The 21550-nt window shown below is 55.1% G+C and carries 18 protein-coding genes; 8 read left to right on the top strand and 10 right to left on the bottom strand.

The window, feature by feature from the left end:
• Positions 1–41: 41 nt before the first annotated feature.
• Both PHD44_RS03235 and PHD44_RS03230 read right to left on the bottom strand, forming a co-directional pair.
• On the bottom strand, positions 42–2543 hold the full coding sequence (locus PHD44_RS03235) for an FtsX-like permease family protein (protein ID WP_300188008.1): 2502 nt from the start codon (positions 2541–2543) through the stop codon (positions 42–44).
• On the bottom strand, positions 2534–3274 hold the full coding sequence (locus PHD44_RS03230; RefSeq protein ID WP_300188006.1) for an ABC transporter ATP-binding protein: 741 nt from the start codon (positions 3272–3274) through the stop codon (positions 2534–2536). Before PHD44_RS03230 ends, PHD44_RS03235 begins: the two co-directional genes overlap by 10 nt.
• A gap of 180 nt (positions 3275–3454) precedes the next feature.
• Here PHD44_RS03230 and PHD44_RS03225 point away from each other — a divergent pair, with 180 nt between their 5' ends.
• Positions 3455–4042 (top strand): arylesterase, encoded by a 588-nt coding sequence (locus PHD44_RS03225; protein WP_290679073.1) that lies wholly within the window; start codon positions 3455–3457, stop codon positions 4040–4042.
• A gap of 304 nt (positions 4043–4346) precedes the next feature.
• Here the strand turns inward: PHD44_RS03225 and PHD44_RS03220 are convergent, their stop codons facing one another.
• The 7 genes from PHD44_RS03220 to PHD44_RS03190 all read right to left on the bottom strand — a co-directional run bounded on the left by PHD44_RS03220 (position 4347) and on the right by PHD44_RS03190 (position 11938).
• On the bottom strand, positions 4347–6332 hold the full coding sequence (locus tag PHD44_RS03220; RefSeq protein WP_290679076.1) for a hypothetical protein: 1986 nt from the start codon (positions 6330–6332) through the stop codon (positions 4347–4349).
• Between the two features lie 179 nt (positions 6333–6511).
• Positions 6512–6919 carry an endonuclease domain-containing protein gene (locus PHD44_RS03215; protein ID WP_300188002.1) on the bottom strand — a complete coding sequence of 136 codons (408 nt, stop codon included), beginning with the start codon at positions 6917–6919 and terminating at the stop codon, positions 6512–6514.
• 357 nt (positions 6920–7276) lie between these two features.
• Complete coding sequence (locus tag PHD44_RS03210; RefSeq protein WP_300188001.1) at positions 7277–9487, bottom strand: tetratricopeptide repeat protein; 2211 nt, start codon at positions 9485–9487, stop codon at positions 7277–7279.
• Positions 9488–9635: 148 nt separating this feature from the next.
• On the bottom strand, positions 9636–10103 hold the full coding sequence (locus PHD44_RS03205; RefSeq protein ID WP_300188051.1) for a pilin: 468 nt from the start codon (positions 10101–10103) through the stop codon (positions 9636–9638).
• A gap of 768 nt (positions 10104–10871) precedes the next feature.
• Positions 10872–11108 (bottom strand): hypothetical protein, encoded by a 237-nt coding sequence (locus PHD44_RS03200; protein ID WP_300187999.1) that lies wholly within the window; start codon positions 11106–11108, stop codon positions 10872–10874.
• On the bottom strand, positions 11101–11376 hold the full coding sequence (locus PHD44_RS03195; RefSeq protein WP_300187997.1) for a BrnT family toxin: 276 nt from the start codon (positions 11374–11376) through the stop codon (positions 11101–11103). The genes PHD44_RS03200 and PHD44_RS03195 overlap by 8 nt, the downstream gene beginning before the upstream one ends.
• Positions 11377–11455: 79 nt before the next feature.
• Positions 11456–11938, bottom strand: a complete 483-nt coding sequence (locus PHD44_RS03190; protein ID WP_300187995.1) for a hypothetical protein — start codon at positions 11936–11938, stop codon at positions 11456–11458.
• Positions 11939–12253: 315 nt separating this feature from the next.
• Here PHD44_RS03190 and PHD44_RS03185 point away from each other — a divergent pair, with 315 nt between their 5' ends.
• The 7 genes from PHD44_RS03185 (at position 12254) to PHD44_RS03155 (ending at position 19765) form a co-directional block, all read left to right on the top strand.
• A complete protein-coding gene (locus PHD44_RS03185; protein WP_300187993.1) occupies positions 12254–12832 on the top strand; it encodes a GspH/FimT family pseudopilin in 579 nt (192 codons plus the stop codon).
• On the top strand, positions 12816–13283 hold the full coding sequence (pilV, locus tag PHD44_RS03180) for a type IV pilus modification protein PilV (protein ID WP_300187991.1): 468 nt from the start codon (positions 12816–12818) through the stop codon (positions 13281–13283). The genes PHD44_RS03185 and pilV overlap by 17 nt, the downstream gene beginning before the upstream one ends.
• Positions 13280–14356: a PilW family protein gene (locus tag PHD44_RS03175; protein WP_300187989.1), complete on the top strand. Its 1077-nt coding sequence runs from the start codon at positions 13280–13282 to the stop codon at positions 14354–14356. Before pilV ends, PHD44_RS03175 begins: the two co-directional genes overlap by 4 nt.
• Position 14357: 1 nt before the next feature.
• A complete protein-coding gene (locus PHD44_RS03170) occupies positions 14358–14930 on the top strand; it encodes a PilX N-terminal domain-containing pilus assembly protein (protein WP_300187987.1) in 573 nt (190 codons plus the stop codon).
• 81 nt (positions 14931–15011) lie between these two features.
• Positions 15012–18323: a PilC/PilY family type IV pilus protein gene (locus tag PHD44_RS03165; RefSeq protein WP_300187985.1), complete on the top strand. Its 3312-nt coding sequence runs from the start codon at positions 15012–15014 to the stop codon at positions 18321–18323.
• A 16-nt stretch (positions 18324–18339) separates the two neighbouring features.
• The gene (locus PHD44_RS03160) at positions 18340–18858 is read left to right on the top strand and encodes a type IV pilin protein (RefSeq protein ID WP_300187983.1); all 519 of its coding nucleotides are present in this window, start codon (positions 18340–18342) and stop codon (positions 18856–18858) included.
• 322 nt (positions 18859–19180) lie between these two features.
• Positions 19181–19765, top strand: a complete 585-nt coding sequence (locus PHD44_RS03155; protein ID WP_300187981.1) for a GspH/FimT family pseudopilin — start codon at positions 19181–19183, stop codon at positions 19763–19765.
• 250 nt (positions 19766–20015) lie between these two features.
• On the opposite strand, the gene glnA is transcribed toward PHD44_RS03155, so the two are convergent.
• Positions 20016–21425: a glutamate--ammonia ligase gene (glnA, locus tag PHD44_RS03150; protein WP_300187979.1), complete on the bottom strand. Its 1410-nt coding sequence runs from the start codon at positions 21423–21425 to the stop codon at positions 20016–20018.
• Between the last annotated feature and the right edge of the window lie 125 nt (positions 21426–21550).

Below are 21550 nucleotides of genomic sequence, written 5' to 3'. Positions count from 1 at the left end.
CCCGCTGCTCGAGGTACGCCGCATTCGTGCAGAGGTTTACCCTAGCCCCGCAGCGACCGCGCCGGTGGCAACGCAAGTACGCGCCGCCCCAGATAAGGTACAAACAACGCCGCGAGTAGCACACCCGCCGCAAGGCCATACAACGGAATGTGCCAATCCAGTACCCAGGGTAAATCAAACAGTTTCAACGCCAGCAAGGCACCCAACCCACCGGCGGCAATCGAGGCCAGCAGCCCGGACAGCAGGCCGATCAAGATAAATTCAAACCACAGGCTGTTCATGATTTGCCGGTGGCTGGCACCCAGCACGCGCAGCACGGCGGTTTCCCGGATGCGTTCCGCCTCTCCGGCCGCAAAGGCGCTGAGCAACACCACCAAGCCCGCCAACAGGGTGAATAAAAACACATACTGCACGGCCTGGCTCGCCCGAAGAATCAGTGTACGAACCTCGTTGAGAATCTGGTTCAGATCAAATAACGTCAGCGTCGGGAATGCCCTCAACAACGCCTTTTGTTGTTCCACATTGGGGCTGGGCAGATAAAAGCTGGTGATAAACTGCGCCGATTGACGCGGCAGCAGACCGGCGCTACCCAGCACGAAAAAATTGGGCCGCATCGAATTCCAATCAACTGTTCGGATACTGGTAATGGCTGCGGTCACGGGTGTGCCATTCACCAGAAAAGTAAGCTCATCGCCCAGCTGCCAATGCAGCGTTTTGGCAATGCCCTGCTCGACCGACCAGCCCGCATCCGGCTGCCAGGAGCCAGCCACAATCTTGTTATCGGCTGCCAGATGTTCGGGCATGACCGATAAATTGAATTCCCGTTCCGCCAGTCGCTTCGCTTGCCCCGTCAATTGGTCAGCGTTTACGGCCTTGCCGTTGAATGTCGTCCAGCGGGCGCGGTGCATGGCGACGAGTCCGGCATCTTCGATGTGGTTCGTCTTAAAAAATCGGGTTAACTCAGGCACCTGGTCTGGCTGAATGTTGATGGCAAAAAAATTGGGCGCATCGTTTGGAATTTGATTTTGCCAGGTCGCCACCAGATCACCTCGCACCACACCGAGCAGGAGCAAGGCGGTTAATCCCAAGGTCAAAGCCGCGATCTGCATCGCGCTAGACCAGGGCGACCGCGCCAGACGAGCCAACCCAAAACGCGCCACACCTCGGGTGGGATAGCGTCTTAATGCCTGTAACAGCAGCCACACGATACCAATGAACGCACCGAAGCTAATGACCATCCCGCCGGTCACATACGTCGTAAGCCAGGCATCGCGGGCCTGAAGCCACACCAGCAATCCAATGGCAAGCAGCCCCGCGCCGAACAGCAACACCGCAGCCGTTGGCGGGGCAGCCAGTTGTCGATTCAATACCCGCAAAGGCGGCGTATCCTGCAAGCGAATGAGCGAGGGCAGCGCAAATCCCAACAAGGCGACCAGCGCAATACTCACGCCAAACCCCACGGGCAACCATGTGGGCGGCGGCAGTTGAAAATCAAGCAGGGAGCCCAGCAAGGCAGAAAGGCCAAATTGAGCCAACCCGCCCAGCGCAATGCCGGGCACCGCGGCCAGCAAGGCCAGAAAAACCAACCGCAACGTGTACAAATAAAGAATATGGCGGGATTGCACCCCGAATGCGCGCATCAAAGCGGCCGGGTCCTGCTGCAAGCGATTGTATTGTTGCGCGGCAAGCATCAAGGCCGCACCCGCCAATAAAACGGCCACCATGGCAGCCAATCCCAAAAAGCGTGCGGCACGATCAAACGCCGTCTTGAATGCAGGCTGGCTGTTTTCCGGGCGTTCAATGCTCAAGTCGGCAGGCAGCGATTTGGCCAGCGTATTGAGCACGGAGGGGCTCATGCCGCTCGGCACTGCAAGCAACAGATAGTGCGTAACCCGGCTGGCAGGCGTAACAAGCCCGGTGGTAGGGATATCCGCTAAGTTGATCATGGCGCGCGGGGCCGCTTGCGCCAGAAAATTCCCCACATCCGGCTCTCGCTGCAATGTGGCAGAAACCTTAAATTGTTTCTGGCCGATCTGTACCGAATCACCCACGTTAAGGTCAAGCAAGGCCAGCGCCCGCGGTGCCAGCCAGACACGGCCTTCCTCCGGCCCCTGCCGGATTTGCCGATTCTGCGCCTCGGTCGAAATGGTCAGCGCGCCGCGCAGCGGATAACCTGCACCCACCGCCTTCAGGCTCACCAAAAGCGTATGTTCACCGGCGAGAATAACGGTGGGAAATTCCAGCGTTTGAGTTGTCGTCAGGCCCAGTGCCTGGGCTTTTTGTTGCCATGCAGCCAGCGGGTCCGGCGATTCGATCCGGCCATCGGCGGCCAGAAACTCGGCGGCCTGCGCCCGCATACCGGCGTCCACACGATCGGTAAAGAACCCGACCGCCGTCACCGCAGCCACTGCGATCAACAGCGCCAGAAACATGGTGATCAGCGCGCCGCTACGCAGTTCGCGCCATAAACCGCGCCAAGCCAATGAAATTAAAGAGAATAGACTTAACTTGAATGCGGGTTTAGGTCGGTCGGCTATTGCCATGGGGTTAATTCTCCGCCCTGTACGCCACCCTGTAAGCGATAGCCCCGATTGCATCGAGCCGCCAGGGCCGGATCGTGCGTTACCAGAACCAACGAGGTTTGATGCCGATCGCGCAGTGCGAACAGCAAATCGATGATGCGCTCGCCGGTCGCGGTATCGAGCGAACCGGTCGGCTCATCGGCGAACAGAATGGCTGGCGTTCCGGCAAACGCCCGCGCCAAGGCAACCCGTTGTTGTTCACCGCCTGAAAGCACCTTGGGCAGATGGTGCAGGCGGTGACTCAAACCCACCTCCGCCAGTGCGGATTTGGCCCGTGCGGTACTGTCGGGTACGCCCTGTAATTCCAGCGGCAAGGCCACATTTTCCAGAGCCGTCAGGCCATCGATCAACTGAAACGACTGAAAAACAAAACCCACCCGGCCCGCACGGACGGCGGCTCGTTCATCCTCGTTCAGGTTATTCAAGGTAAAACCCGCCAATTCGACTTCACCGCTTGTCGGCGTATCCAAGCCTGCCAGCAAAGCCAGCAAGGTAGACTTGCCCGCCCCCGACGCCCCCATCAAAGCCACGGCCTCACCCGTGGCAACTGTTAAACTCGCTTCACGCAGAATGGTCAGAGGTTCGTTCCCGGGCGCTGTGACGGTTTTAGAAACCCGCAGCGCACGCAGAATCAAGGCACTATCCTCCGGCAGCGAGGCGGCATGAGAAATAGTTTGGGGCTCAGGAGGCATCGCATGAAATTCCTTTGGCTATCAATGTTGAAATTGGGGTTGAAGTTTAGGTTGAACTTGGGGTTGAAGTTGAAATTGGTTTTACCGGTACTTTTACCGGCACTCATAGCTTGTAGTGCATCGACCGCGTTTGGGCAAGAAAACCCGCACGAAACTCCAGATAAAACTTCAAACAAAGTAATGGCCGCAGCGCGTTCACATACCGTTCTGGTACTGGGCGATTCCCTCTCTGCCGCACACAATCTGGCCGAAAGCCAAGGCTGGGTGGCCCTGATGCAAAAGCGCCTTGAGGAGAAAAGCGCGGGTGCTACCCGCAAATGGGAAATCGTGAATGCCTCGATCAGCGGCGAAACCACCTCCGGCGGGCTGTCGCGACTGCCCGAATTGCTCGACATCGTTCAGCCGGGCTGGGTGTTGCTGGAACTGGGTGCCAACGATGGCTTGCGCGGCCTGCCGCTCACATTGATTCGCCAGAACCTGCAAAAACTGATCGACCAAAGTAAACAATCCGGCGCGCGCGTCGTGTTGCTCGGCATCATGCTGCCACCCAATTACGGCCCCGCCTACGCCGAACCGTTTGCCGCGATGTATCAACAGCTTGCCGAAAAAAATGCTTTGCCGCTGGTACCGTTTTTACTCCAAGACGTCGCCACGAATCCCAAGCTCATGCAGGAAGATGGTCTGCATCCCACCGCCGAAGGTGAACCGATTGTTTTGGATAATGTATGGGCAGTGGTTAAACCCTTGTGGCTGCCGAGCAGCAAATAAATCCCCCTCATTCCCCCTTTTTCAAAGGGGGAGGCGAAGTGCTTAAAGGCAGCACACCTCCTTTAGCAAGGCACCACCTAACACACCCCTTGCGCAAAGGCGCCACCTAACACCCCCCCTTTCATAAAGGGGGGCAGGGGGGATTTAACGCGCCAAACCGAAGCCACTAAATCCCCCTCATTCCCCCTTTTTCAAAGGGGGAGGCGAAATGCCTAAACGCAACAAACCCCTTTCGCAAAGCCACCACCTCACTCCCCCCTTTCATAAAGGGGGGCAGGGGGGATTTACCGCGCCAAACCAAATTTCATGGTTGATGGGTTTCGGCTTGGGCATCCAAATCCTTTTGTAACTCCATCCGCAAATGGGCCTCGCCATCCTGATAAAAACCGGCGCTACGCAAAACGCGACGATGGATTGCTGGCATAGACCAACCGTGGATATTTTGTAGCGTTGAGGGCACTTCATTGAGCAGTTTCAGCGCCAACGCGGGTTGATGTGCACTGGCCAACTCGGCGGCAAATAACAAGCGAGAGCCCGGTTCCGCGCCGGGTAGCAGCAAGGCCTTTTTCATATCCGCAAAGGCGCGTTCTGGTGCGCTTTCTTTAAGCCAATACAGTGCGCGTCGATGCAACAGGCTGCGTTGTGCGGTATCGCTGCGTTTTACCGTCGGGTTAAGCAAAGCGGCATCGATCAGTTGCATCCCGAAGTTGGGGCCAAATACCGTGCAATCGGATTGCAGTCGGCCAAGGAAGGTATCGAATTGATAACCGGTGACGTTCTGTGCCAGATCGCCTCGTTTAGCCAGATTCAATAATGATGTTTTCAATCCAGCGGGTGCCGCGTTCATATCACAGGCAACAAACGCGCGGTTGGCAAGCACGAGCAAATCATCGGGATGTTTTTTGAAGGCCCCATCAAGTAAGCGCTCCGCTTCGGGGTAATTACCCGTTTGTTCCCAAAAGTTGGCCAGATAACTCTGCGCCCGCGCCGAATCTGGGTGTTGATGCGCCCAACTCAACGCCTGAACAAAGGGCTTGCCCCACACATCGGCCCGCTTGGTCGTCAACAACGCGAAGACGGTCAAGATCACCACGGCCGTCCACGCGGGCCAGCGTTGCTTGGTCGTGGTGTGTTGCACGAGAAACACGGCCAGTGGTAAAAACATCAAGCCGGCGGGCAGATAATTACGGTGCTCGAACATCAACTCCAACGGTAACCAGGTCGATTCCAACAACTGCCCTAAAAAATAGAACGCAATCGCCAGTCCAACGGCTCGAATCCAAGGTGTGCGCGCCATGCGTGCCAATACCGAAACGACGACGAGCAACAGGATACCCAAGGCAGCGAACAGGGTTGAAATCGGCTGCAGCAGGCCGGTTGAAATCCGAATATCGTCATTGAACAGCCCGCCATCATGCAATCCCGGCAACCACAGTTCCCGCAGATACGTCCACACAATCCGTGTTTCGGTCAGGAGGCGCTCCCAGGGCGTGAAATTGCGACCATACGTTTGGCCCGCAAAAAGCATCGGCAATTGATACGCCATATACGCCAGTAAGACGGCACTCGGCAGATAAATAAACAGCCGTCGCCACCAGATAAACCACTTGCCATCGCGATCAAGCGCCCGCTGATCGGTATCGAATACAAACGCCTCGATCACCCAGGCCAACAAGGGCAGCAAGGCGCCATTTTCTTTGGAGAAGGTAGCCAGCAGCGTACCCAGCGCCAGCCCCATGCTCATCCAGATATAAGCCCGAATCGGCTTGCCTGCTCGCAGTTGCAAGCGCCCATGCACAAATGCCCACAAGCCCGCGAACACAAACAACGCGGCCAGCATCGCCATACGTTGAATCACATACAACGTGGTAGACACCCAAAACGGATGCAACAGCCAGAACCCCGCCGCCAACACACCCACCCAGATCGCCCGCCGCCGGTCCAGCCCGAAGCCACGCGCCAGAGCGTGGCTCAAACCAGCCAATAACAGGCCATTGATCAGATGAATAACAACATTCGTGTGCTTGAATCCCTCAGGAGGCGCGGGCCAGGTGCGCGTGTCGATCAGAAAGCTCGCCAGAGAAATCGGCCGCCCGGTCGGCCCGGCAAAACCCGAAGTAATCCACGCCCAAGCCTGCCAGGCATGATGAATCGGCCCCGTGTCGCCCAGTGGCGGCAGGTTGCCGAAATCATCAAACAGAAATGCGCCCGACAGCCCCGGCAGATAGACGATGTACGTCAGTGCCAGCAAAAACACCCCGGCCACAAAAGGCTTCCAATCAATCCGCATGTTCGTTCCTTAAGACAAATTTACTTGTTGATTTAGTTGATATAGATTCATTCACCCCCACCCCAACCCGTCCGGGGCCGTGGGGCAACGCGGCCCGCTGCGCCCCCCATGGAGGGGGAGGGAGCTATTGAGCCACTGCTTGAAGGAGGTATCAAAGCCCTCCCCCAGAAGGTTAGGCATTAAAGCCCCTCCCCCTTTATGGGGGAGGGGTTGGGGTGGGGGTGAGAAGACTCAACCGCCTCATCCCCATGCATCAACTCAATCAACGCCAAACGCACCGTTTCATAAACCCCATCCAACTGCTGCACCACCTCGTTATTCCAAAACCGCAGCACCTTAAACCCTTGAGAAACCAAAAACGCATCACGTGCCTGATCGCTCGCGGAATCTGCATGTTGCCCACCATCGATCTCGATCACCAGCTTGTGAGAGAAACAGACAAAATCAACAATATATTGACCAATAGGCGTTTGCCGGCGAAATTTGACACCCATCTGCTCCGCCCGAAGATACTGCCAAATCGCCCGCTCCGCTTCGGTCATATTAGTGCGCAAGGCACGGGCGTTTTTGATGAGTGAATGTGTCATGTTTAGCCTCGTTGTTCTTGTTTCACACTTCGCACCAAAGCCCCTCCCCCTCGTGGGGGCGAAGCGGGCCGTGCTGCCCCACGGCCCTGGGCGGGGTTTGGGGAGGGGGTAACGTTAAGCGCAGGTGCTCACTTCACACCCCCACCCCAACCCTCCCCCATAAAAGGGGGAGGGCGTTAAAAACGCCCCAACCTGTTTGATGCCGTGGGGCAGCTCGGCCTGTTTCGCCCCCCACAATGGGAGGAACTGAAAGCCCCCCCACAATGGGAGGAACTGAAAGCCCCTCCCCACAAGGGGAGGAACTGAAAGCCCCTCCCCCTTGTGGGGAGGGGTTGGGGAGGGGGTTAGGGCACACCATCATTGCCCCGCCTCGGCCTCTTTTTTCGCGAGCGCGGCACGGGCAGAGGCAATTTCCGCGTCGTGAATCCCTTTGCCATTCAGTTCACCCATCCGCTCAATACCCACCCGCGCATCGCTGAATTTACCGGCTGCGATTTGCAGCGTGACGAGGTTATTCCAGTAGCTGAATTTTTTCGGATCAATCGCCACGGCGCGTTGCATGAGTTGATACGCCAGCGGAAAATCATGCGTCACATTGGCTGAATAATTCGCCAGCAACGTCACGATGCCCGCATTATTCGGATGAAGTGAAAGCGCCAGGCGCAGTGTTTGCCCCAATTCGGCAATTTCTTGCGGCGTATAGCGGCACACCCCATTGGTACTGCATTGAATCAGGCTATACAACGCGCCCACATCCTCAGCAGAAAGCGGTTGGCGTTCGATTTTGGCGCGCAGACGCTGCCACCAATCCGCCGCAATCGGCAGGTTGTTTTTGGCAGACATAAAAATCAGCGCCTGATCGGCCTGAATACTCGCGCCGGGCAATTGGCTGGCTTTTTCGAATTGCCTCATGCCGAATTGAAACAGTGGACTGTTGGTATTTGGCGCCATGATGATCATCACACGCCCCAATTCATAATTCGCTCTGGGCGAATCCGGATGCGTGGTCGCCTCAAAATACGCCAGCCGATACGGGTTGCCCCAAGCCTGTGCCCGCAAGGCGGTAAAGCCCGCATACAGCGCAATCAGCGCCAGCGCACCGGCCAGCATGAGCGTGCGCATCACGCGGGCACGTTCGGCATCCATTGGCCGCCAGGCAAACATCAACCCGAACAGCGCGATAAACACCCCGATGCTCGGCAAATAATTACGGTGCTCGTACACCAGTTCCAGCGGGATATAGGTCGAAACTAGCAGGTGCCCGGCAAAAAACCACAACACACCCAAGGCAATCAGAGGTGCGCGGTTTTTCAACCACAAGGCCGCGCCGACTAACAACGCAATCAAGGCCCAGCTTGTCGCCGTCGTCCAGGGCGCAAACCAGCCGGTCGAAAGCGCAATATCATCGTGATACAAACTCAAGGCATTCGGGGTAGGCGCGATCAGCCAGTGCAGGTAATCAACCATCACCCGCCCTTCCGTCCACAGGCGCTCGGCTAAATCGAACGGGCGGCTGGCATAGGCGCTGCCATTGAGGGCGCTGGGCAAGGTATACAGCAGCCCCGCGATGCCCGGCAGCACCAGTACCAGCAAAAACACGCCTATAAACTTAGGCTCGAAGCCCGCCGCCGTGCGCCCACGCAATAGCAGCCATTCCAGCAAAAACGCATATACCGGCAACATCACACCCGATTCCTTGGCGAAAGTCGCCAGCAGCGTGCCACCGATCAACCCCGCCCAGATGCGCCACCAGCCACCCGCTTGCCCCGCAATCAGGCGCATCCGCCCCTGCCAGTACAACAACAAACCCGACAGAATAAAGAACGAAGCCAGCGATTCCATGCGCTGGATGACATACAGCACCGCCGTGAGCTGCATGGGCGCAAGCAGCCACGCTGCTGCAATGAGTAATGCCAGCGTGTTGGGGGTGATGAGCCAGTGTTTAGCACCCCCACCCCACCCCGTCCGGGGCCGTGGGGCAACACGGCCCGCTACGCCCCCCACAAGGGGGGAGGGAGTAAGAGCCCCTGCCCCCCCACCCCAACCCCTCCCCCACAAGGGGGGAGGGGCTTCTTCAGCGCAAGACAACGGGGCATTCGCTCCCTCCCCCTTTATGGGGGAGGGCTGGGGTGGGGGTGTGTCGGTGCTTGGGGGGTTGGGTGGGGGTGTGTTAGCGCCTCTAGGGCTAAATGGGGCAGCCCCAGAAACAAACACCCACCCCACCACCGCGCGCACCAGCATAAACACCAGCACCCCGTTGGCCAGATGAATCAACAGATTCACGAACTTGAACGGCCACGGCGCCAAGCCCGTAAACCAATCCTGCAGCGCAAAGGTCAACATCGAAATCGGCCGATCGGTGGGCCCCGAACCACTCGACCACACCGCCGCCCAAAAATGCGCCCGCACCGCCTCCGGAGCCATGGCCGCGTTATCCACCAGATTGCCAAAATCATCAAAAATATAACCGCCCGACAAACCCGGCCAATACACCAGCACCGCCAATAACAACAAAGCAATCAACAGCAAGCGATCTTTGAGCGAAGCGCGTGGTAGCGAGTAAGGCATAAGCAATCCTGTGCAATGGAGGCGGCAAATCAGAGTCGGGTATCGTAACGCAAATACCCTCAATCCACTTTTGCAAAGGGGAGGCGGGGGATTCATTCAATAAAAAACCCCGCTGAAGCGGGGTTTACACTATCAAACTAACCGAGAATTAACGGCAAGAAGAAGGCAGATATTTGGCCGCCATAGTGCCAGCACCTCTGCAAGTGAACTGAACACTTCCGGTGGCTGTGATCGCACTCAACTCAAGCTTCGCTCCAGTTCCAATTGCTGTGTTAGCTTTAGGGCCACCGTAGCAGACAGTAATAATGCCGTCTTTTGAAGAAGGACATGTCGCTTCGCCCGTGCCTATAGACACTGCACTTACATAGTTGCCTTTGATTGATTGAGACGAAGCTAAACCTGCTGATGCGTTTTTAGAGGGGAAAGCACCCTTATTGTTGTAAGCCTCAACCAAGGCAGTTTTAGCACCATCAGCCAGTGACATGCCTTCAGAAACCTGGGCACGGATGGTGTAATCCTGATACGCAGGAATCGCGATGGCGGCCAGAATACCGATAATCGCGATGACGATCATCAATTCGATCAGGGTGAAACCCTTTTGTACGTTCATCTTCATTTGCTTAAGCATGACATCACTCCTTTGTGACACAGTGGGCGAGATTGCCCGGTACAAGCGTTAAGCAATCCACATGCCAAGTTGTTGATGGCTTGGTTACGAAATGCCCGAAAAACACTCCAAACCGCACTGGAATGCGGATGGTTCTGCTTGGGCCGCAGTACGGCCGATGGTTGGTTTGTGTTGTGATTTGGTAAGTTAAAACAAAATTGTCACTTTTTGACAATCGCACCGGGCGCGGATCGCCACTTTTTGACAAAGTTCACGGCATCGACCGCCGCGCGCCCCTCCCTTTGAAAAAGGTGTTGGTTCGATGCTTTGGTATTTCGTCTCCCCCTTTGACATTTCGCTTCCCCCTTTGAAAAAGGGGGAATGAGGGGGATTTGCTGGCCTGGATGGCTTCGGCGAATTCAAATCCCCCCTGCCCCCCCTTTGCCAAAGGGGGGGTAGTGCCTTTGCTCAAGGAGGGGTGATGTGCTTTGACATTTCGCTTCCCCCTTTGAAAAAGGGGGAATGAGGGGGATTTGCAGGCCTGGATGGCTTCGGCGAATTCAAATCCCCCCTGCCCCCCTTTGCCAAAGGGGGAAAGTAGTGCCTTGGCTCAAGGAGGGGTGATGTGCTTTCGTTATTATTTATCTGATGCGCAATACAGACTTCGGCGGGGTTTCTGCTTGAGACGGTCTATCGGTAAACCTCACGTCGATTCCCAATTCGAACAACAAGAACGCGCCGCGCGATTGGTTTATCGAGTTTGCCTTATGTTCGAGCTCAGCGGCGCGTTTTAGTGCGTCCGCTGGAACGACCTGTTATGCGAGTCTTCGGTACCAAGTCAAGCAAACCCAGCAGGGCAGCGTTCACATCCTCTGCGGTCGGGAATGCCTTGGCCACACGGTCATCCAGTAAAACCAGATTGGTTCCCTTGGTGAAGCGGGCGAAATACTTGCCGCGAACACCCTTGCCCAAATCTTCGCGTTTGTACTCGGATCTGATTTCATCGTTATCCATGTTCGTAAATTCCTCGTTCGTGGCGCGTCGCCTTTCGCGCCGAAATGATGCGAATGGATCGGCCTCGCTCGGCATGAGCGACAACCAGTAACCGATCCGAATATGAGACACCGAAAGTCAGCCAGCGTTTTTCGCCTATGGAATGATCGGGGTCGGGAAAAGTCAGAGCCTGCGAGTCACCGAACGCGGAGGCGGCTTCCTCGAAGGATACCTCGTGCTTGGCGAGATTCGATTGCGCCTTTGCATTGTCCCATTCGAATTTCAGCATGTGCGGCCCGGGTTGTGGTTACGCATAATTGAATTTTAGCTGTTTTGGTGTACTCAATCGTCCAGGCCAAGCTCTTTCCTCACGTCAGCGGCTGAATACACGGGTTCCTGCCCAATGCGCACACGTTCAAGTACATCCGAAGCGAGGCAGTAGTCCTGTGCTTCTTCGATACCCCCTGTTCTATAATCTCGCGCAGATAATAACCCTTGGTTCGCCCTGTTCGTTCAGCCAAGAGGTTGAGGCGCCGTTCAGTTTCAGGCGCAAGACGTATTGAAGTTGGCATGCTCACCGCCTTAATGTGAATACATGTATTTATTCTAAGCCATGACCACAAATACGACACTTTTTCTTGGCCTTGGTGCTCGGCCCGAACAAGAATGACTTCTTGTGCATCAGATACATAATAGCGGGTGCGTTTACGAAATGGCGGGGCGATGCCTTTGCCAGAAGTGGTGAAGCGGCGTGCTTTTGCAAAAAGCTGCCGCCCAGCATTTTGGCCGTGCGCCCCCTTTGAAAAAGGGGGAATGAGGGGGGATTTAGTGGCCTGGGTGCAGCGCGGCAAATCCCCCCCCCTGCCCCCTTTGCGGGCTACGCCAGCTCTGCGTTAAGCAGGCGAAGCCCGCGTTAAAGGGGGGGGTGAAGTGGTGTCTGTGCGAAGGTGGGGTGGAGCAGTGCCTTTGCTCAAGGAGGGTGATGTGCTTTGACATTTCGCTTCCCCCTTTGAAAAAGGGGGAATGAGGGGGATTTGCACAATGACGCACGCCGCAAAACCAACCCCGCGCCGTTTATCGGGCCAACTTGACCATTCGGCAACCAGCCACTAGGCGTGGGTTTTGGTTGTGTGCTTATATAACGTCGAACAAAAGGATTGGAATAAATGAGACTAAATCCGCACCACACAACCCCAGCCAGCGCATCGACGCACCCTCGCGGCAGCCAAGGCCGTCACCGTCGAATGCGCGGGTTTACCATTATCGAGCTGATGATCACCTTGGTCGTTGCCGCCATTCTGTTGGCGATTGCGATTCCGAGTTTCACCTATCTTACGGTGAGCAACAAGCTTACAACCAGCGCGAACAGTTTGGTGAGCAACCTCGCCATTGCGCGCATGGCGGCCATCAAGCGTAATGCCGATGTGGGTGTGTGCGGCGATAATACGTGCAGCGTGAACTTTCCGGCGGGCAGCGCCACTGTAATTCATGCGGGTATTTCCGGCATTCAGCCCAGCGTGATTGATATTAAAAATGTTAAGGCGTTGAACTATGGTGCTCAGGGATTGGCGCATACCACCACATCCACCGCGCCCTACAGTGGCTTGGTTGCCGATATTTATACCGGCCAGATTTCCAGCAACAACCATCGTTGTGTTTATCTCACTTCCGGTTCGGTGGTTTCTACATGCACAGAAAGTAATGCGAATTGCACCGCAGGAGGTCCCAGTGGAACGTGTCAATAAACCCATTTACGGCCCCAACCAGCGCGGCGTGGGCTTGATTGAAGTGCTTATCGCCGTCCTGGTGCTGTCCATCGGCTTTTTAGGCATTGCGGCACTACAGGCCAAATCGCTGTCTACCAACAATAGTGCCATGGCGCGCAGCATGGCGGTGGTGGCGAGCTATTCGATTCTCGATGCCATGCGCGCGGATCGGGCCAATGCGCTGGCGGGTACCTACAACCAAACGGTGACGGCCGACGCCTGCCCAGCTACCGGCTCGGGATTGGCAACCGATCAACTGAGTGTTTGGTGCGCGCAGCTGGCGAACACTTTGGGTGCCAATGACACGACGACAGGTGTGGTGAGTTGCTCGAACACAGGCGATTGCACCATTACCATTCAGTTTGATGATAGTCGAGCGGGCACGGGCGGATCCGCCACCCAACAAGTTATTACTCGGGCCATGTTATGAACCAGTATCCAATTCATTTTTATCGCAGTGCATGCCTCTTGAAAAAAAACCGGGGATTCACGCTAGTCGAGCTGATGATCTCGCTCGTTTTGGGTTTGGTTGTGATCGGTGGCGTGATTAGCGTGCTTCTCGCTAACCAACAATCGTACCGAACCAATCAAGCCCTGGCCGAAGTTCAGGATAGCTCACGCACCGCTTTTGAATTTTTGGCGCGTGATATTCGACAGGCCGGTGGCACACCTTGCGGTAACGCCTCGTCTCGCATCGTAAACACGGTGATCGGTGGCGGTACCGGATTGCTCGACTGGACCACGGCACTCAAGGGGTATGATGCCAGTGCCTCCTTGGCTGGCGACCCGCCTGTGGATTTGGACACCACAGGTGCTGCTGGGTCTAGGGCGGCCGGGCCACACTCTGACTCTATGCGCCTTGCCTTGGTAGAGGGTACCGGAATTTCTCTGGACGGGTCGGCCAAAGGGGGGCAGTCAAACTCCGCCAATTTCAAGTTGAGCCAATCAACAACAGCGATCAATCCGGGCGACATCGTACTCGTATGTGATCCATCGCAGGCCACGATCGTGCAGGTTACCAACTACAACTCCTCAAATGTGACAGTGGGGCACAATACTGGCAACAGTGCCACACCGGGAAACTGTACCGACCAAGTGGGTTTTCCGGGACCAGCAACCTGCGATGCATCAACTAATCCCACTGCCGGCACGCCCTACTGGTATGGCACCAACTCAGAACTTGCCGCGCTCAAATCCGTGTATTGGTACATCGGCAACAATTCGGTGGGCGGGCGGTCCCTCTATCAAGTGGGTCTTTCGGGTGGTGCAACCGGTACACCGCAAGAAATAGTGCGGAATGTCACGGGCATGGATTTGCTATATCACCTGGCCGGCAGCACTGATTTTGTGGATGCCGCGGGTGTAGCTGGGAACTGGGCGCAGGTGGATGCGGTTCAAATCACGCTTATCACGCAGAGTTCGGATCAAAGAGCCGGCACGGATATCCAGCCTTTAACCCGCAGTTTCACGACAACCGTCACGCTGCGTAATCGGGTCAACTGATATGAATAATTACCTATTTACTGGCTCAAGCCATCCGGGTGTCAAAAATAAAGGGGTGGCCCTCGTTGTCGCGCTGGTGTTGCTGGTCGTGGTGACTCTTGTCGGCTTGGCCGCCATTCGTGGTACCACGATGCAGCAGCAGATGACATCGAACTTTTATGATCGGGAAATTGCGTTTCAAAGTGCCGAAGCCGCGCTTCGAGCGGGAGAATCACTGGTTTTAAATGACCCGACGGATACAACGATCAGGGATTGTCGCCCCGTTAATAACAAGGTTTGTGCCACGGATCCGTTTACGGATTCGGATCAATCGACGGTTACGGTACAAACGTTGGCAACCAGTCAATTCGATGCGGGTGCATTGGCCAGTGGACAGCCACAGTTTGTGGTCGAGAACATGGGTGACTTTGCTGATACCAACGGATCTGTGAAGCAGCTCTCAGGGTGTGCCAGTTACGGCGGATGTGGTGCTGGCGCCAACTCAACCTATTTTAGAATCACGGCACGCAGTGGCGACCCCGCCAACAGTGCAGATAGAGCTGTAGTCACGCTGCAGTCCACCTTTAGAGATTAAACGCCCTTTTGGGCTCTTAATAGAGATGATTGAACTTACGTCACGCTCCCAAAAAAGATTGGTATTCAAAGGACGATCAACATGAAAATATTCAAAGTTACTTATTTAGCCGCTTTGCTGGCGTTGCTTTGCTCGGGGCAAGCCAGTGCGGTAGACCCGATCGTAGATAACTTTACCGGGGCTTCAGCCAACAATAACTGGAAGGCGCTGGATGACGCATGCATGACGGCAGGAAGTGGTGCCGGCACAATCCCTGCGTGTAGCGCGCCCGTTGATACTGTAGGTTCAGGCGCACTGCGCCTGACGCCGGCTCAAAACAATCAAACCGGTGCGATTATTTCGGACTTCACCTTCCCTACATCGCAAGGCTTACAGGTAACCTTTACAACTTATACCTACGGCGGCGACAAGGGTGGTTTGGCAAAAGATGGTGCCGATGGCATCAGTTTTTTTCTGACCGATGGCACCAAAGACTTGCCGCTGACCGCTGGCGCTCTGGGTGGTAGCTTGGGTTATAGCTGCTCGAACATAAACGGTAAATACGATGGCTTACAAGACGCCTATCTTGGCCTGGGCGTGGATGAGTTCGGTAACTTCCTTAATTCTGGCGATAACACCAATACGGGGATTTATAATTCAAATGATCCGAATGGCACGACAGCTAATGGCACTAATAGTTTTTACGACTCAGGTAGGAAGTATTACCAACCGAACCGGATTGGCCTGCGTGGCGCGGGGAATACCAATTGGGCGTGGCTGAACAAGAATTACCCCCTTGCATTCCCAGACGGAACCTCCGATTCAGACAAGGCAAAGATGGTCAAGAATGCCTGTAAAAATGGCTACTTTGACAACCCTAAAGATGATGAAACGTCAGAAAAAGTTACATTGCCCTATAACTACAACGCGATCCCCGGTGGTTATCGCGTATTGCCAGATGCCACGCTGATTGCCAATGAAAGCACTTCTGATCGCACAAATGCTATTCCCATCACCTACAAGCTGATCCTGACGCCGGCGAATTTGCTTACATTCATGTATAGCTACAATGGCGGAACCTATCAGCCGGTATTGACCAACCAGTCCATCACGGCAGACAACGGTCCGCTGCCATCTGCGTTCCGTTTTGGTTTTTCGGCGGGTACCGGTGGCTCGAATAATGTGCACGAAATCACCTGTTTTCAGGCCGCACCCATTCAGTCCTCCAGTAGTGTCGGTGCCAATACCATTCAGTCAGGTGAAGTTAAAACGGGTACGCAAATCTATCTTGCCTACTACAATCCCAATAACTGGTGGGGCTCACTTGTTTCTGAACCCCTGGTATTCAGTAGCGGCACGTTGACCGCTTCGAGTGTGGCCAACTGGGACGCGAGTTGCGTGTTGACGGGGGGCGATTGTCCCAATATGGGCACGGATGCCAGTGGTAATGCGTTGAACTCCATCACAAGACAAACTCCAACGAGTCGAGCGATCGTGACATGGAATGGCACTTCAGGTATTCCATTTCGTTGGACGAACTTAACATCGTCGCAAAAATCAATTTTGAATTCCTCGGACAGCTTGGGTAGTGAGCGGTTGTCATGGCTTCGCGGTAATCGGTCAAAAGAGCAAGAAGCCGCAACGCCCGGCCCGTTACGTACACGAACCAGTGTGTTGGGCGACATCATTGATTCCAGTCCGGTGGTCGTCGGCTCACCCTCCGCCACTGCTTTGCCGAGTGTCTGGGCGGATGCCTTGTACCCCACGAGCACACCACCCGAAAATGGGGCCACCACCGGTTATAGCCAGTTTGTCAGTGATAACGCGACGCGCGAGAATATTGTCTATACCGGCAGTAACGATGGTTTGGTGCATGGCTTCCGCTCGGGCAGCTATAACGCAGATGGCACCTACAACAGCACGAATAACGACGGCAGGGAAGTTTTGGCGTTTATGCCTGCCTCCGTGCTGGCCAATACCAATGTGGTGGATTTAACTAGCCCGACCTACGGACACCATTATTTTGTGGATGCCTCGCCGGTAGCCGGTGACCTGTATTATGGAGGTGCTTGGCACACTTGGCTGGTGGGCGGGCTCGGGATGGGTGGTAAGGAAATCTATGCCTTGGACATAACAGATCCCAGTGCGTTTTCTGAGACCAACGCCGCCAATCTCGTCAAAGGGGACTGGACCAATGCCTCAGCTGGCTTGTCGCACCTGGGTAATACCACCGGCACACCCGTCATCACCCGCCTGCATAACGGGGACTGGGCCTTTATTTTTGGCAATGGCTTAAATAGCGGCACCAGCGCAGGCGTGTATATTGGCCTTGTTAACTCAACGACCGGAGCGGTCACGTTTAAATTTCTTGATACGGGTGTGGGCTCCTCTGCCACCCCGAATGGCATCAGTTCGGTCGCTTATGCCGATCTGGACGATGATCATGTTGCGGACTATATCTATGCCGGTGACCAGCGAGGCAATCTCTGGCGCTTTAATGTCACCAGCAGTAATCCGTCGGATTGGGCGGTTTCCAAGTTTGGTAACGCCGGTGCAACACCGTTGTATGTGGCCAAGGACAGCAGCAGTGTTCGCCAGCCCATTACCACAGCGCCTGCGATTGCATCCGTAAAAGTCGATAACGAAAACCGGGTCATCGTGCTTTTCGGTACTGGGCAGAAAACACCTGCTACCAGCTTCGCTGGCGACACTTATGCTTCTGGAACCCAAACCTTTTACGGTATCTGGGACTGGGATATGGGTGATTGGGATAATGGAACCACCACAACCGCAGGTGTCACAATTCCTGCCGCTACAACCCAATATGCATCGTTATCCGCTCCGCAGACATTAGCGCGGAGTGTGCTTCTAGGCCAGTCGGTAGCCGCTACCACAACCGCCACGACATCTGGCTCGATCAAGGGCTATCGTTCGGTCAGTGCCACAAATCAGGTCTGCTGGAAGGGGACAAAAACGTGCGGCAATAGTAACAGTGCCAACAAACAGTATGGCTGGTATTTTGATTTACCTGGCGCGCAAGAGCAGATCATTTATAACCCGACCATCGTGGGCAATGCAGTATTAGTGAACACGGCAATCCCCCCCGTGATTTCTGCGAATGAGTGTAATCCGGGTGTGCAGACCGGTTGGTCCATGGCCTTCGATATCGCCTCAGGTGGTGGATTAACAGAAGGGTTCTTCCCGGATGCGACAGGGAGTTATCAAAAAGCAGCCGATGGCTCAACCGTGGCCGGGGTTCAATTAAACGGTGTTGGTACCCCATATGTGGTCACGGTCAACGGTTTGCCTTATCTGATTACTCAAACTAGTGGCGGCAATGCGGCCATCACAAAAATCAACCCGCAGAATTTGAATGCGAAACAACGCATTTCTTGGCGTGAGCTGGTTAACTAATAAGGATATTAATGATATGACTATCGAAAACCATCCGATCCGTATGAACTCACGAAATATCGGAAGACTCCAGACTTCAATCGGCTTTACTCTGATCGAGTTGATGGTGGTGTTGGCGATCATCGCCATCATCGCGGCGATTGCATACCCGTCGTATATCAACAGCGTGGTAAAAACCAAACGCGCAGCGGCGGAGGGGTGTTTGTCGGAGTATGCCAATTACATGGAACGGTATTACACGACAAATTTGCGGTATGACAAGGACTCGGCAGGGACTGCTAATCCTGTGGTGGGTAGTCCCGTTCCGGCTGCGAATCAGCTCGATTGCAGCACTGCACAAAACTCGGGCGCGGACTACGCCTTCACGGTGGTAGCCACAGCACCTAATGCAGCAGCAAATCCCAACACCTATACTGTTACGGCAACCCCGACAGGTGCGCAACTGAGCCGCGATACCCAATGTGGCACATTGAGTATCAATCAGGTTGGTACGCGAACTGAATCGGGTTCTGGCACAGTGGCTGATTGTTGGTAGGAAAACCATCATAAATGAATCATGACTGATCCAATTCGTTCAATGGGTGGGTTGATTTCCGGATGTTGTCCGCTCTACTCCAACTGACGGTCCTAATTAACAGTTCTGACTGATGGTTCTGGCCGACAGCGAGGGGCGATCTTCTAGTGAGGGAAGCTCGAAAGCCCGACATTCCGGCGTACGCGGAAATCCAGCGCCTTGATTTCTCTGGGTTCCCGCTTTCGCGGGAACGACGGAACACGGGTATTTTGAGGTCCCCGTGATTGGTTATTTGCGTTAGGATAAAGCCCACTCCTTTGAAGAAGGCGATGGAGGGCAATAGATGTCGAATCACTTCACTGAACCGAGCTTCGCTCCGCCAGATTCTTCTCTCGGATTTACGGCCATCGAATTGATGATGACACTCATCATCGCCATGATCCTGCTGGCCATTGCCATCCCATCTTTTTCACGTATGACCGCGCAAAATCATCTTGCAACGACGGCAAATGATTTTGTTTCGGCTTTTGGCGCTGCTCGGCAAACGGCGATTGTGAAGGGGCGGCCGGTCACGCTGTGCGCGGGCAATCAATCGGGCTGTTTCGCAAGCGTGGATTGGTCCAACGGCTGGCTTGCCTTTGTGGATGCAGATAAAAGCGGCACGCTGGATGCGGGTGAACAGATCCTGTTTACCGGTATTGCGCGTCGGGACGATGTGGTTGTTCAGGGTAATACCCCGGTTGAAAAGCCCATTATCTTTTCTCCACTTGGTTTTGCTTCCCAGCCCGGTGGCGCATTTACGGCGGGAACATTGCGGGTGTGTGTGCCAACGGATATCGCCAACAACGCACGTGATCTGGTTCTGGCGAAATCCGGCCGTTTACGCGTGGAAGCCAAGGATTTGAACGGGGCGTGCCCTTGGCCATGATAAGGATAGTGCTGTAAAAATCCCCCCTGTACCCCCTTTTTGCGGGCTTACGCCAGCTCTGCGTTAAGCAGGCGAAGCCCGCGTTAAAGGGGGATGTTAAGTGGTGCTCGGCGAAGGTGGGGGAGGCGAAATGCAAAATCCCGCCTGAATTTACTTGAGACAAAAAAATCCCCGACCAAGGCCGGGGATTTTTTTGTTAAAGCCGTTTAAGCCCGCGCAGCCGAATGGCAGCCTGCGTCAGGCATATCGATTACAGGCTGTAGTACATCTCGAATTCGACCGGATGCGGCAGCATGCGCAGACGCTGGACTTCGCCGCGCTTGAGTTCAAGGTAGGCATCGATCAGATCATCGGAGAACACATCGCCACGCTTGAGGAATTCGCGGTCCTTATCCAGTGCGTCCAACGCTTCGTCCAGAGAGAACGCCACTTCCGGGATGTTTTTCTCTTCTTCCGGCGGCAGATCGTACAGGTTCTTGCTGGCCGCTTCGCCCGGGTGGATCTTGTTCTGGATACCGTCGATACCGGCCATCAACATGGCGGCGAATGCCAGATACGGGTTCGCGGTGGAGTCGGGGAAGCGCAGTTCGATTCGGCGGGCTTTCGGGTTGGATACGAACGGAATACGGATGGAAGCCGAACGGTTACGGGCGGAGTAAGCGAGCTTCACAGGCGCTTCGAAGTGGGGGACCAGACGCTTGTAGCTGTTGGTGGACGGGTTGCAGAACGCATTGAGCGCATGAGCGTGCTTGATGATACCGCCGATGTAGTACAGGGCCATTTCCGAGAGACCCGCATAGCTGTCGCCGGAGAACAGGTTCTTGCCGTCTTTGGCCATGGACTGGTGAACGTGCATACCGGAACCGTTATCGCCGTACATTGGCTTGGGCATAAAGGTTAGTGTTTTGCCATAGCTGTGCGCTACGTTGTGCAGCACGTATTTGAGGTTCTGTACTTCATCGGCTTTTTTCACGAGCGTGTTGAACGCAACCCCGATCTCGCACTGACCGGCGGTTGCCACTTCGTGGTGGTGCACTTCAACGGTCTGGCCCATGTCTTCGAGCACGAGGCACATGGTTTGACGCAGATCATGCAGTGAGTCGACCGGAGGAACCGGGAAATAACCGCCTTTCACGCCGGGACGATGCCCCATGTTGCCCTCTTCGTATTCTTTACCGGTATTCCAGGCAGCTTCCTTGGAATCGATTTTGACGAAAGAGCCGGACATTTCATTGCCCCAACGCACGTCGTCGAATACGAAAAATTCGTTTTCGGGACCAAAGTACGCTGCATCGGCCAGACCCGAAGCCTGAATGTACGCCTCGGCTCGCTTGGCAACGGAACGCGGATCGCGGGTATAGCCCTGCATGGTGTCCGGCTCAATCACGTCGCAGATCAGAATCATGGTGGATTCTTCAGAGAACGGGTCCATGACCGCAGAGCTGGCATCTGGCATCAAAATCATGTCAGAGGCGTTAATTCCTTTCCAGCCGGCAATAGATGAGCCATCGAACATCATGCCGGACTCAAAGCAGTCTTCGTCCACGCGCGCAGCGGGGTAAGTGACGTGCTGTTGCTTGCCACGGGTATCGGTAAAGCGGAAATCGACGAACTTGACGCCGTTTTCTTCCATCATTTTCATCGCATGACTTACGGACATGAATTCCTCCAGAGGGGCAGTTTCAAAATTAAGCGAACGCAAAGCGCGTGTGAGACAGACTATGCAGCGCGCATCATCGAACCAAACGCTTGTCTTGGCAATAAATGCAGGAATCATGCCTAAAA

Origin of the sequence: Halothiobacillus sp. (assembly GCF_028710545.1) — a bacterium.
In the GTDB taxonomy this organism is placed as follows: Bacteria; Pseudomonadota; Gammaproteobacteria; order Halothiobacillales; family Halothiobacillaceae; genus Halothiobacillus.
This window is presented reverse-complemented; position numbering and strand designations above follow the sequence as displayed.

Coding starts and splice junctions, on each gene's coding strand:
- PHD44_RS03235 (WP_300188008.1), bottom strand. CDS start 2,543: ATGGCAATAGCCGACCGACCTAAACCCGCATTCAAGTTAAGTCTATTC.
- PHD44_RS03230 (WP_300188006.1), bottom strand. CDS start 3,274: ATGCCTCCTGAGCCCCAAACTATTTCTCATGCCGCCTCGCTGCCGGAG.
- PHD44_RS03225 (WP_290679073.1), top strand. CDS start 3,455: ATGGCCGCAGCGCGTTCACATACCGTTCTGGTACTGGGCGATTCCCTC.
- PHD44_RS03220 (WP_290679076.1), bottom strand. CDS start 6,332: ATGCGGATTGATTGGAAGCCTTTTGTGGCCGGGGTGTTTTTGCTGGCA.
- PHD44_RS03215 (WP_300188002.1), bottom strand. CDS start 6,919: ATGACACATTCACTCATCAAAAACGCCCGTGCCTTGCGCACTAATATG.
- PHD44_RS03210 (WP_300188001.1), bottom strand. CDS start 9,487: ATGCCTTACTCGCTACCACGCGCTTCGCTCAAAGATCGCTTGCTGTTG.
- PHD44_RS03205 (WP_300188051.1), bottom strand. CDS start 10,103: ATGAAGATGAACGTACAAAAGGGTTTCACCCTGATCGAATTGATGATC.
- PHD44_RS03200 (WP_300187999.1), bottom strand. CDS start 11,108: ATGGATAACGATGAAATCAGATCCGAGTACAAACGCGAAGATTTGGGC.
- PHD44_RS03195 (WP_300187997.1), bottom strand. CDS start 11,376: ATGCTGAAATTCGAATGGGACAATGCAAAGGCGCAATCGAATCTCGCC.
- PHD44_RS03185 (WP_300187993.1), top strand. CDS start 12,254: ATGAGACTAAATCCGCACCACACAACCCCAGCCAGCGCATCGACGCAC.
- PHD44_RS03175 (WP_300187989.1), top strand. CDS start 13,280: ATGAACCAGTATCCAATTCATTTTTATCGCAGTGCATGCCTCTTGAAA.
- PHD44_RS03170 (WP_300187987.1), top strand. CDS start 14,358: ATGAATAATTACCTATTTACTGGCTCAAGCCATCCGGGTGTCAAAAAT.
- PHD44_RS03165 (WP_300187985.1), top strand. CDS start 15,012: ATGAAAATATTCAAAGTTACTTATTTAGCCGCTTTGCTGGCGTTGCTT.
- PHD44_RS03160 (WP_300187983.1), top strand. CDS start 18,340: ATGACTATCGAAAACCATCCGATCCGTATGAACTCACGAAATATCGGA.
- PHD44_RS03155 (WP_300187981.1), top strand. CDS start 19,181: ATGTCGAATCACTTCACTGAACCGAGCTTCGCTCCGCCAGATTCTTCT.
- glnA (WP_300187979.1), bottom strand. CDS start 21,425: ATGTCCGTAAGTCATGCGATGAAAATGATGGAAGAAAACGGCGTCAAG.